At 45.7% G+C, this 12,129-nt stretch carries 11 protein-coding genes; 3 read left to right on the top strand and 8 right to left on the bottom strand.

The genetic code is table 11. The features are described 5' to 3' along the window. Window positions 1-6 precede the first annotated feature (6 nt). From AC23N5_RS21070 to AC23N5_RS21060, 3 genes are all read right to left on the bottom strand, one after another. A complete protein-coding gene (locus AC23N5_RS21070) occupies window positions 7-1,128 on the bottom strand; it encodes a FecR family protein (RefSeq protein ID WP_487757133.1) in 1,122 nt (373 codons plus the stop codon). 48 nt (window positions 1,129-1,176) lie between these two features. Continuing rightward, window positions 1,177-1,773, bottom strand: a complete 597-nt coding sequence (locus tag AC23N5_RS21065) for an RNA polymerase sigma factor (RefSeq protein WP_487757132.1) — start codon at window positions 1,771-1,773, stop codon at window positions 1,177-1,179. Window positions 1,774-1,860: 87 nt separating this feature from the next. Then, on the bottom strand, window positions 1,861-4,356 hold the full coding sequence (locus AC23N5_RS21060) for a PIG-L family deacetylase (RefSeq protein ID WP_487757131.1): 2,496 nt from the start codon (window positions 4,354-4,356) through the stop codon (window positions 1,861-1,863). A 180-nt stretch (window positions 4,357-4,536) separates the two neighbouring features. On the opposite strand from AC23N5_RS21060, the gene AC23N5_RS21055 reads away from it, so the two are divergent. Genes AC23N5_RS21055 through AC23N5_RS21045 form a run of 3 tightly spaced genes read left to right on the top strand, consistent with a single transcriptional unit; the run spans window position 4,537 to window position 6,983 of the window. Further along, on the top strand, window positions 4,537-4,899 hold the full coding sequence (locus AC23N5_RS21055) for a hypothetical protein (RefSeq protein WP_183978015.1): 363 nt from the start codon (window positions 4,537-4,539) through the stop codon (window positions 4,897-4,899). 36 nt (window positions 4,900-4,935) lie between these two features. After that, window positions 4,936-5,628 carry a response regulator transcription factor gene (locus tag AC23N5_RS21050; RefSeq protein WP_183978017.1) on the top strand — a complete coding sequence of 231 codons (693 nt, stop codon included), beginning with the start codon at window positions 4,936-4,938 and terminating at the stop codon, window positions 5,626-5,628. Then, entirely contained in the window at window positions 5,625-6,983 is a 1,359-nt protein-coding gene (locus AC23N5_RS21045) for a HAMP domain-containing sensor histidine kinase (protein WP_487757130.1), read from the top strand. The genes AC23N5_RS21050 and AC23N5_RS21045 overlap by 4 nt, the downstream gene beginning before the upstream one ends. Before the next feature lie 80 nt (window positions 6,984-7,063). Here AC23N5_RS21045 and AC23N5_RS21040 read toward each other — a convergent pair whose 3' ends face one another. From AC23N5_RS21040 to kdsB, 5 genes are all read right to left on the bottom strand, one after another. Next, on the bottom strand, window positions 7,064-8,035 hold the full coding sequence (locus AC23N5_RS21040; RefSeq protein ID WP_487757129.1) for a peptidylprolyl isomerase: 972 nt from the start codon (window positions 8,033-8,035) through the stop codon (window positions 7,064-7,066). 74 nt (window positions 8,036-8,109) lie between these two features. After that, window positions 8,110-9,252 (bottom strand): NAD(P)-binding domain-containing protein, encoded by a 1,143-nt coding sequence (locus AC23N5_RS21035; protein WP_487757128.1) that lies wholly within the window; start codon window positions 9,250-9,252, stop codon window positions 8,110-8,112. Window positions 9,253-9,285: 33 nt separating this feature from the next. Continuing rightward, window positions 9,286-10,080 (bottom strand): Cof-type HAD-IIB family hydrolase, encoded by a 795-nt coding sequence (locus AC23N5_RS21030; protein ID WP_487757127.1) that lies wholly within the window; start codon window positions 10,078-10,080, stop codon window positions 9,286-9,288. 71 nt (window positions 10,081-10,151) lie between these two features. Further along, window positions 10,152-11,204, bottom strand: coding sequence for a magnesium/cobalt transporter CorA (gene corA / locus AC23N5_RS21025; RefSeq protein ID WP_487757126.1), 1,053 nt, complete (start codon window positions 11,202-11,204; stop codon window positions 10,152-10,154). 115 nt (window positions 11,205-11,319) lie between these two features. After that, entirely contained in the window at window positions 11,320-12,099 is a 780-nt protein-coding gene (kdsB, locus tag AC23N5_RS21020; protein WP_487757125.1) for a 3-deoxy-manno-octulosonate cytidylyltransferase, read from the bottom strand. Window positions 12,100-12,129 lie beyond the last annotated feature (30 nt).

The following is a 12,129-nucleotide window of genomic DNA, read 5'->3' as shown; positions in this document are numbered from 1 at the left end:
GTGGAACTAATGGCAACCTTTGGAGTAAATAACAATCTGGGCATCAATGGTTTCTGAGGTGGCGTCTATTGCTTGGCAAATCAGTTTGATTTTTTGGGCGAGCGATTCCTCCGAAAGGGAAGCCGTGAGGGTGCAAGAGGAGAGAAGCTCGGCATCATAGACAATATGGATACCATAAGCTTTTTCAATGAGGTCTAACACCTGCGGAACGGGTGCTTCTTCAAACTCGAAAGCTGGCAGGGGTATAGGCTGAGCCAAAAGCTGGGGCTCGGGTACTAAGGCCCTCGCCAGTCGGAGTTCTTGCCGATTGAGCGTAATTTGCTGGTTAGGAGTCAATACAATTCCTTCCAATTCGCGGTTGCCCAACTTTTGGGCTTTTGAGGGGTCGTTTTGGGTAAATACCGATACTTTGCCCGTCTTTACTTGGACTTCCACTTGCTTGTCGTTGGGGTATGCTTGTACCACAAAACTGGTGCCTAATACTTTGGTGACCAGTTCGTTGGCATACACAAAAAATGGCGAATTGGGCTGTTTTTTGACCTCAAAAAAGGCTTTTCCCGACAAATAAACACTGCGATTTTTTTTTCCAAAAAAATGATCAAAACTCAAACGACTTTTGGCAAAAAGGGTGACTTTCGAGCCGTCAGGGAGCTGAAAATGAAGAGGCTTATCGCCTTGGTTTACCTTCTCAATCTTTGACTCATCGAGGGTTGCCACGTACGCTTGGTAGGGTTGAGCGCGGCGTTGAAAAGACTGCTGTCCCCACCAGCCGATACTTATCAAACCTACCACACTGGCCGCTGCCACGTACCGAATCCACGGCTGACTCCACAGCGAGCGAGTAGGCGCTTCCTCTTCGTCGTGCAGTCGGTTGGTGGCCTGAATGCGCGACAACAACATCGCTTCTGTTTCGGGGGTGAGGTAAGTACGGGTATAATCGTTCAATCCCAAACGCACGGCTTCGAGCAACTGCACTGCTTTGTTCCATTCTTCTTGTTGGGATGGGTTTTCAGCAAGCCAGCGATTCCACCAGTCCGTTGAAGCAGGGGTAGGGGTAAGTTGGTGCTTTAAAAAAGCATCGTCGATGACAAAATCTGCTGCCGAGTAAAAAGCGTATTGGTTTGGCACAGTGTTTAGGATTTTTGTCCGTAGATGACCAATCCCGCGCTTCTATACTCACTTACTGTTGAAAAAATCCTGAAAAAGATAAAAAAGAGAAGGGAGTAGCCAGCTTCTTAATTTTTCGACTGCCCTAAAGAGCAGATTTTGAGCAGATTGCCGATTCATGGAGAGGAGCTCGGCGATTTGGGTGTATTCCATATTTTCCACAAAACGCAGTCGTATGGCTTCCTGTTGACGCGGAGGGAGTTGGCTAACAAGGCGTTTGATTAACTGTTCGCGATCAAAAGACTCCTCTTCTTGCATCAGGAGTTCATCGCTCGAAGGCTCGGCCCAGAGGTCATCAAAATCGGGTTGAGAAACAAACAAATGCGGACGCTCATGGCGTTTGAGAAGGTGTAATATGCGGGTTTTGAGGGATTTGAGCAGGTAATACCGTACGTTTTCTGGAACCGTAAGGCGTGTTTTTTTTGCCCAAATTTCGGCAAATACATCGTGAATACAATCCAAGACAAAAGCTTCAGAAACAGGCACTAAACTAAGTCCATAACGGTACATGGCTCTGACGTGAAGGCGATAAAGCTGGGTATATGCGTCGTCGTCACCCTGCTGAAAATCCTGCCAAAGTTGTTGCTCGTCGATGGGGGTATCCATGTTAATTCTTTGGGTAAGGAAACAGACTAGCCGCTGAGGTACGGGTTTTAATCGTCGTCTCAGGGGCTAGTCAATCCTGTCATTGGGTTACTTTTTTCCCAACGAAATCATATTGGCAAACAAACGATAAGCACCAGGTACGCCCGCAGGTAACTCGCGGAAAAATACAATACCTGTGTAAATGAAGTGGCCTTTTCCGTACTGGGTATAAATCAAACTTCCTTCTTTGGCTGCTTCGCCTGTGTCGTTGGCCGAGAAAAGTGGTACGTAGTTTTTGTCCCATTCTACGGCAAAATAGATTCCACGCTCTTGTATCCAGCCTTCAAAATCTTTGGTTGTTATTTTATTCGGCGTATTCAAAATCGGGTGAGCAGGTTGTAAAATCCGCATTTCGGCATCTTCTTCGGTCACGCGGTCGCGGCCAACTTTGAAGGGATACGGCCCCATTTCTTGTACTTTGAGCGTATTTCCAAAACCACCCGCCGTCACGTATTGAACCACCATTGTACCGCCATTTTTGACGTATTCCATCAGTTTTGGTTGAAAATATTTGATACGCTCTTCGGTGTTGTAAGCGCGCACACCTACCACGATGGCATCGTATACCGACAAGTTTTTGTTGAGTGCACCTTCGTCGAGCAACGTCACTTGGCAGCCCATTTGGCGAAGTGCTGCTGGAACTTCATCGCCTGCACCCGCAATGTATCCAATGTTTTTTGCCTTGTTTTTGATGTCCAATTTTACCAAAGCGGTGGTTGCACTTGGATAGATGGTTTGGGTAGGAATATGCTTGTATTCTACCGAACGAAGGCTGTACGAATTTTCGCCGTTGTCAGTCTTGGTAATCACTTTGAGCTTGACGTCACTTTGCTGGGCCGATGGGAATACTTTGACCGAAACCGTTTGCTCTTGGTACTTTTCGCGCATTTCAAACGGCAATTGCATAGGTTCTACGCGCCAGCCCGCAGGTACGTCAAACGTCAACGTACCTTTGACATTGGCGCGGTGGGCTTTTACGACGATGTCCACCGTTTTGGGTTGATTGTCAGCAAAAACATATACTTTTTCCGAAACGTTTGCGGTAGCCTCTGGCCGAATTTCAAACGGACGATAAACTTCGCCGTCCACGGGGTCGGTTGATTTAAAGACCCAAGGCTTCGTGAAGGTGAATTTTTGACCACTAATTTCAAACGTAAACGCCGTTTGAAGCGTAGGAATGTTTTCGGGGGTTGATAATTTCGATTGGTCGTCGATTTGGAACGCCCCGTCTTTGATGGGTTTGACCAACCAATAAGGCTGGCTTATGGGTGTATTGGCAGGAACGGTAGGCGCAAATGAAAACACCGAAAGCTCGTTGTTTTTCATTTCCAACGTCATGGTAGTGTCTTTTGATGCCCCAATAAACTGCAAACGAGTGAGTTTAATGGGGAAATCGCTGCGCTTAACAACGCTAATTTTCAGTGGTGCGCGGTCGCCCACGGCGACCGCATAATCCGTCGGATTTGTTTCAAACCAAAGGCCAAGGCAATTTTGAAGTAATACTTCTACTTCGGCCTTTTTTTGTTGCACATACAGGTTTTTTGCGTCGAGTTTGCCCAATTCTTCATAAATTTTCACCAACACAGGCACCGACGACGCGGGGTAACTTACGTTGTAATTTCGGATGGCTTGGTCGATGAGCTGGGCAACTTGTTCGCTGCCTTTGACGCGGCTCCAAGTAAGATCAACGCCATCAAACACATCTTTTTCGGCAGGCACACCGTCTTTGTGAAGCATAAAATCGACGCGGGCATTGCGGTTGGCTCCCGAGCCAAACCCTTGACTTTTGTGCGAACTGCGGCTTTCGGCGGCAATTTCGGCGTGCGATTTTCCGATAAGCGGGTTATAGCCGCCAATGTCCACCGTTATGAATGTACCTTTGTCAGTAGGCTTTTGGTTGTTAAAACCTGGAGAAAATGAGTTCCAAACGATGCGTTTGGGCTGCCAAGTTTGTACTTCTTTGAGCTGCTCAGGAAATTTGGTGGGGTCGTTAGCCATTTTAAAGGCCAATTCTGCCAAAAAAGCGGAAGAGTTGTGGTGACCATGTCCCGCGCGGGCATCAGGCGGAAAGCGCGTGATAAGAACGTCGGGCTGGTTTTTGCGAATGTGATATACGACATCCGACAGCACGTTATTTTCTCCCCAGAACTTCAAGGTTTCTTCGCGGGTTTTTGAAAAACCAAAATCGTATGCCCGCGAGAAAAGCTGCTCTGCGCCGTCAATCCGACGGGCGGCCAACAGCTCTTGTGTACGAATAATGCCAATGTACTCGCCTTGTTCGGGGCCGATGAGGTTTTGGCCACCATCGCCACGGGTAAGGGCAAGGTACTGCGTCTTTACGAGCCTTTCTTTGGATAAATAGGTGAGTAAGAGGGTGTTTTCGTCGTCGGGGTGAGCAGCAATGTGCATGGCACTACCTACGACATTCAGTTTTTTTAGGTTTAGTAAAATTTCACTCGATGTGAGGGGCTTTACTTGGGCGTGGATGAAGTGACAAATTGTGGTAAGCAACAAGCAATGAAAAAGAAATAGGGGTTTTCTCATGGTTTAGACGGTTTGCGAGTATTTTGACAAAACTACAAAATCTAAAGAAAATGTAACAATGTGGCGGATGAGTTTTGCGGTAGTGGATGCTCAGATTTTCTAATGCTGTTCTAATTTCGTTGTAAGATTATTCTAAGGCGCAAACCTTACATTTGTCTTCTAACAAAAAGATACAACGGTATGGAAGCACTATCACCACTCTTATATTCGGGACTTGGCAGTATTATTTACGCACTTATTAAATTTGATGGACGAATGCAGTCGGAAGAATCATTAAATGCCCGTTTGATTTTATTGGATCAGGGGCCTTTGGGCGTTCAAGCCATTCATTCCTTTCAGCTTTGTGAGCATTACCGAAAATCAGTTGAAGAGGCGTATCATTCGGCCATGAATTGTTTTGTATCTCACAAAAAAGAACTGAACCACGAGGTTAAACAGTACTTTATCGGTGTGATGAAAAAAATTGTGAAATCGGATAATCGAGTTACGAGGAAAGAAGTTGAATTTTTGAAGAAATTTAGGGAAGATTTGCACAATATTTGAGCAAATAAGTAAGGGGTCAAATTTGTATGTAAGGTTATGGATAATAAACCACACCTTCTTTTGGTAGAAGATGAAGCAAAAGTCGCAGCTTTTATCAAGAAAGGACTAGAAAAACACAGTTTTGCCGTCGAAATAGCAGAAGACGGCCGCGCGGGTCAGCATTTTTTTGATCAAAGTAGCTACGATTTGCTCATTCTGGACGTGAATTTGCCCCACATGGACGGGGTTGAATTGGCGACTTATGTACGTACTAAGAATCCAGATGTGCCTATTCTCATGCTGACGGCGCTTGATACCACCGCCGATAAACTGGCAGGGTTTGACGCGGGGGTAGATGACTATCTCGTAAAACCGTTCGATTTTATGGAGCTCGTCGCGCGGTTGCGGGCTTTGCTCAAACGTTCCCAAAAATCAAACGAGCAGCCCACAAATCGCTTAAAAGTGGCTGATTTAGAGTTGGATTTGGATCAAAAACTGGCACTCCGTGGCGGAAATACGATTGAACTTACCGCCAAAGAATTTGCTTTGTTGGAGTATTTGATGCGAAACCGTGGGCGGGTTGTTTCAAAAATGGACATCGCCGAGCAGGTTTGGGACATAGATTTTGATACAGGAACCAACTTTATCGAAGTGTATATCAATTATTTACGCAAAAAAATTGACAAAGAGTCTCCCACCAAACTCATTCATACTGTCGTAGGAATGGGCTATACTTTGAAAGAAAAATGACCATCCGTGGGCGTCTGACGCTTCTCTTTACTGCGGTAGTTTCCGCGCTGTTGTTGGTGTTTTGTGTGGTTATTTATTTGTTGTCGGAGCGGCATCGCAGCAATGAGTTTTACGAACGACTCAAGGCCGAAGCTACCACGTCGGCTCAGTTGCTCTTTGGGACGGAAACGGTTAGTTTAGAGCTTTTTAAGCTATTGGATAAAAATCATTTAACCGTTTTGACGGAGGAGGAAATTATCATTTACAACGACCGAGATTCGTTGGTTTATGAAAGCGGTACCGATTATTTGCAGGTGACAAAAGCGCTTTTGCAACAGGTTCGGGAAGAAAAGGAAGTCCGTTGGGTGCAAAAGGGGCGTGAAGTAGTTGGGGTTTTGTTTGTAGATCAACATAACCACCTTGTCGTGCTTGCTTCGGGCGTTGATATTTATGGGTTTAGCAAAAACCGTAATTTACTTTTGGTACTTGCAGTAGGCTGGTTGTTGGCAAGTTTTGTGGTGTTTTTTGTGGGTTGGGTTTATGCCTATCGCGCCTTGTTGCCGCTAAAAAAACTCATCGGAAGGGTAGATCAAATTTCGGCCAATCGGTTGGATTTACGGGTGGACGTAGCCAATAAACAAGATGAGATTGGGCAATTGGCCGTGCGTTTTAATCGGATGTTGGATCGGTTGGAAGAGGGTTTTAAACTGCAACGCGCTTTTGTGTCGAATGCCTCCCACGAACTTAGAACGCCCCTGACGGCAATTACGGGGCAGATAGAAGTGGCATTGATGGACGAAGACCCCAAAGAATGGCAAGAGACGTTGATGTCGGTATTGGAAGATGTGCGTCAGCTCAATCAGCTTTCCAATGGGTTGTTGGCGTTGGCCAAAGTGAGCATGGACGAATCGGTGGTGAAATTTGAAAAAGTACCAATTGATGAAATATTTTGGCAGGTTCGCAGTGAGTTGTTGAAGGTCTATCCGCATTATACGGTGAAAGTGGACTTGAGCGAATTTTCAGAAACAAACTCCCATTTTTTGGTTGAAGGTAACGAAGCATTGCTCAAAATTGCGTTGGTCAATTTGGTAGAAAATGGGTGTAAATTTTCGCCAAATCATACCGTTTCTGTTCGCTTTCAGGCACTACGAAATACCATTGAATTGCATTTTCATAACATTGGCCCACCCATTACCCAAACCGAATTGCCTACTATTTTTAAGCCTTTTCGGCGAGGAATCAATGCCCGAAATATCAATGGACACGGTATTGGTTTGCCGCTGACGGAGCGTATTGTTTTGCTTCACCACGGTCATTTGCAGGTATATTCTACCCTTGAGGAGGGAACAACCTTTATTATGACGTTGCCTTTATGAACCATATAAGACATATAAGGGCATTTAAGTTTTTCTTATAATCTCTTATATGTCTTATATGGTTCAAAGTAGTTGCACTATTACCCCACCTTCACCAACTCTGTCTCAAAAATGAGCGTAGCTTTGGCAGGAATTGGTCCGTAGCCATTTTTACCGTAGCCAAGTTGGTAAGGAATCAAAAGCGTATATTTCGCGCCCTCCTTCATCAAAGCAATACCTTCGTCCCAACCTTTGATGACGCGGCCTTCGCCTAAACGAAAATCAATGGGCTGACGGCGTGAATGCGATGAATCAAACACTTGGCCGTTTTGGAAAGAGCCTGTGTAATGTACCGAAACGTTTTTACCAGCTACTGCTTCTTTTCCCGTTCCTTCATTGTTCACGACGTATCCAAGTCCCGAGGCGGTAAATTGTGCCGTTGGGTAGTTGGCCAATGCCCATTGTTTGAACGTTTCTACTTCTGCTTTTTCGGCTTCTTTTTGTTTTTCGGCAAGCTGGCCAATGTGGGCATCAAGTGCAGCTTTGTCGGCTTTAAAAGCTTGGGCTTTTTCGCCTTGACGAACAATTTTTACACTATTAATGGCATCGTTGGTTTTCATTTGATTGACCACATCTTGTCCATCAATGACGAAACCAAAAACGGTATGTTTGCCGTCGAGCCAAGGAGTTGGCACGTGCGTGATAAAAAACTGACTACCGTTGGTGCCTGGACCCGCGTTTGCCATCGACAATACGCCTGGACGGTCGTGGCGTAATGTGGCATCAATTTCGTCGGGGAAACGGTACCCTGGGCCGCCAGAACCAGTACCTTGTGGGTCGCCCCCTTGAACCATAAAATCAGAGCTATCGCCGTTGACTTTACTGATAACACGGTGAAATTTCAGCCCGTCGTAAAACGGTTGTCCCAATGGTTTGGCGCTGTTTTCCATTGTTCCCTCGGCCAACCCTACAAAATTGGTTACCGTCATGGGACATTTTTCGTACAATAACTCTACGGTAATTTCGCCCTTTGCGGTGTCGAATATGGCGTAGATTCCTTCTTTTTCAGTCATTTATTTATGCAAAAAGTTAATACTATCAAAAGCAAGAATTAAGGTGCAAAGTTCCGAAAAATGCGCATTAATCCCTAGTTTGACTTCTCAAGTAAGCTTTGGCCGATCAATTTTGCCGAAGTACGAACGGCAATGGTAAAGCCAAAGAACGGCCCAAAATCCTGTCCAGCCATTAAACTGGTGAAATAAAGGCCAGGGATATTGCTTTGAAAATGAGCATCTAAACACGGAAAACCGTTGGTGCAATGAAGAGATGCCAGCAGGTCGGGGTGTAGAAAAGGCAATTGACTTGTTTCTACTTTGTAGCCCGTTGCCGTAATTACGTGGTCAACCTCGATTTCTTCGCCCGAACTTAATCGGATTTTTAATGAATTTTGTGGTGTAACCTCTGCGCTAACCAGTTGTGTTTGAGGGTATAAGGTTACATTTTCTTGGTGAATCCGCGCATCGAGCCAAGGTTCTAACTTCAAACGACCTTCGGCCCACAAACGATAGCGGTATTCGTCTTTGCCTTCGGGAGAAAGCTCTCGAAACCAAGTTGGATGATTGCCAATGGTGTTGACAACGTCCATTACCCAGCCCCAGTGTGCTTCAGAGAATTGTGGGGTTTCGTGGCGGTAACTGACGTGAACTTGGGTAGTTCCTTTCTCACGAAGAAGGGCTGTCCACTCAAACGCACTTTGGCGTCCGCCAATAATCAACACCCGTTTTCCTGAAAATGCTGCTAGGTCAACCGCGTGGCAAGTGTGTGAAAAATAGCCTTGGGGCAACAGTTGTGTGACTTCGGTAGGCGTGAATGGAAAATAATAAAAACCAACAGCGACAACTACATGCTGGGCTTCCAGGACGCTTCCGTCGTCTAATTTTACCAAAAAATTATCTTCTTTTTTCTGTAAATCAGTGACATACGCTTGGTGAATGGGGAGCGCAGTTTGCTGCATAAACCACCGCACATATTCCAAATAGAAATCAAGCGCGATGGGTTCTACCTCCGCTACGGTCAGTCCACGTTCTTGTAGAAAAGCCTCCATTGTATGTTCCCCTGCGACATCGAGGTGCCAATCGCAGCCTGAGCGTAAGAACATTCCTTCGGGCATGTTTTTCTCCCAAAACTCCATCGGCTTGCCGACTACTACGTGAGAAACCTCTTGTTTTTTGAGGTGTGCAGAAAGGGTTAGGCCAAAAGGTCCCGCACCAATGATGAGCGTATGTAACATTTGAGTACGAAGGTTTACCCCAAAAAGGACAAACTAACGCGCAGCTACTTTCTCCAGAACCTCAAAAACGCCTTTTTCGTCGTTTGATTTTGCCTGAAAACGAGCCGCTTCCTTAATGGCGGGGTGGGCGTTTTCCATGGCGTACGAATGGTGCGCTTGTTGCATCATTTCGAGGTCGTTGAGGTAATCTCCAAAGGCCATGGTTTGCTCGGGTGTGATGCCGTAGCGTTCTTGTAAGACTTTGAGTGCCTGACCTTTGTTGGCCAATTTGTGCGAAATGTCAAGCCATTTTCCTCCCGATACCTTGACCTGTAAGTCGTTTTCAAAGGGTTTGAAGTAGGAATAACTGTTATTGGCAGAACCGTCAAAATCGCACAAGCTAATCTTGAGGCATTGGTCATCCTCAATGGTGGTTAAATCTTCAACAAGTTCGTATTGCTCAAAATGCCTGGTTACTTGGTCCCAAAATTTGGGAACATTACTTTCAACGTACGCTTTTTTCTTGCCACATAAAATAGTGTAGGTATTGGGAATGTTACGGGCAATTTCAACCATTTGACGCGCAATCGAAAGTTCCAACGATTGAACGTAGAGTTCTTGTTCGCGGTGCATAACGTAACTGCCATTTTCGGCCACAAAAAACATATCATCCTTGATGGCATCGAAGTACTTGGCAAGGTTGTAGTATTGTCGCCCGCTGGCAGCGGCAAACAGAATTCCTTGCGCTCGGAGCTGAGAAAAGAGGGTGAAAAAGGAAGCGTCAAGTTCGCTTTTGGAGTTGAGCAACGTACCGTCCATGTCCGTTGCGATGAGCCTAATATCGGTCATTGAGTGCGAATAATGGTGAAAAGAGGCTCAAAATTGCACAAATTCTTCTAATTAAATGCTATAAAATTCAGTTACATCCACCCCCTTCGACGAAAATAAATCAGCAGCCCAACGGTCAATACGGCCATGCCGCCAAGGGTGTAGAAGTAGCCATTGGGTTGGCGTAGCTCGGGCATGTGGTCGAAATTCATGCCGTAAATTCCCGCAATGAACGTAAGTGGCATAAACACCGCCGAATAAATGGTCAATGTCTTCATCACGCTGTTCATCCGTGAACTGAGGGTCGAATAATGAATGTCAATCAACCCCGTCAGAAGTTCGCGATTGGATTCAATCGAATCAATGGCGTTTGTAATGTGGTCGTGGACATCCCGAAAATAAGGAGTAGTGCTTTTCTGAATGAGTTTTGAGTTTTCGCGCAAACCCTGACTCAGCATATCGCGCAACGGCCACACGTACTTTCGCATGAGGGTGAGTTGGCGTTTGAGGTTGTACAATTGGCCGATGGGGTCTTTGTGTTTACTTTCCAAAATCAAACCTTCCAATTCTTCGAGTTGCTCGCTCATTTTTTCCAGAATTTCGAGGTAATTATCGACAATCAGGTCAACGAGTGAAAACAGCAAATAATCGGCGCCGTTTCGCCGCGTTTTTCCCACCGAAGCCTTGATGCGTTCCAAAACGGGAGCGAAAATATCATTGGTACGTTTTTCCTGAAACGAAATCAGGTAATTGGCCCCCAATAAAAAGCTGACGTGTTCGGCGTCAATGCTCAGTTCTTTTTCGTCCCAGTACAGCATTTTTAGGGAAATAAACACGTAAGAGTCGTTGTAAAACTCTATTTTCGGCTTCTGACGCGTATTCATGATGTCTTCCAACAGCAGTGGATGGATGTGGTGAATCTGCCCAACGGCTTCAATTACCTCGGGTTCGTGAATTCCGTCCACGTCGAGCCAACTGATGTAGGAAGCATCGGCGGCAATCTGGCAATCGGCTACTTTGTCAATGGTACGTTCCTTATGGTATTTTTCATTGTATTCAACCATCGTAATAGTCGTATCCTTGACGACCTCGGGGCCGACATAAATTAATGTACCAGGCGAAAGACCAACTTTTGAAGAAGACATAATTTGTAGTGTCGAATGCAAAATGCAGCGTGTCGAATGATTTGTGTTGAGGGTTGCTCACAACCTGAATAGTATAGGCATCATGCGGGTGCCCCCGTCAACCCTCTACATTCATCTATTGAATGAATGGCAAGATTTTTTCCACATCTTCGGGGGTATCGATGCAATGACTCTCGTAGGTGGTAAGGCCCATTTTGATTTTGAAGCCGTTTTGCAGCCACCGTAATTGCTCCAAGGACTCGGCCTTTTCGAGCGGTGAAACAGGCAAGCGAGTAATTTTCTCCAAAATATCAGCGCGGTAAGCATACATCCCCACTTGTCGGTAATAGGTATGATGTTTGTGCCATTCTTGTGGGTCAACTCCTTTTAAATAAGGAATGACTTGACGGCTAAAATAAATGGCTTCGAAGTGTTCATTAATAATCACTTTGGATTCCCCAATATCAAATAATAACTCAGCATCAGTCACAGGAATCATTTGAGAAGCTAATTCAACCGAGCCATCCAGCATAGCCCCCAACTCGTCGATTTGCTCAGGCGCCACAAAAGGTTCGTCGCCTTGAATGTTGATGATGTAGTCATTGGGCATAGTAGGGGTATGATATGTATTGCCCTCTGCTCCTTGCCCTTTGCCCCTTACGTTCAAGTAGGCTTCCCAGCACCGATCCGTGCCACTTGGGTGGTCGGGGTGGGTCATAACTGCTTTACCACCAAAGGATTCGACGTGCTCTAAGATGCGAACATCATCGGTCGCAACAATTACTTCGGAGAGGCATGTGGCCTTGGTGGCCTGCTCATATACCCGTTGAATCATCGTTTTTCCTTTGATGTCGATGAGGGGTTTTCCTGGGTAGCGCGTTGAGCCATAACGCGCAGGTATAATTCCAATAATCATAATCAATAGTTTTTCGTTGCTAAATACACT

Source organism: Runella sp. R5_40, assembly GCF_057652295.1.
Note: the sequence above shows the minus strand (reverse complement) of the source record. Positions and strands in the feature narration are given on the sequence as shown.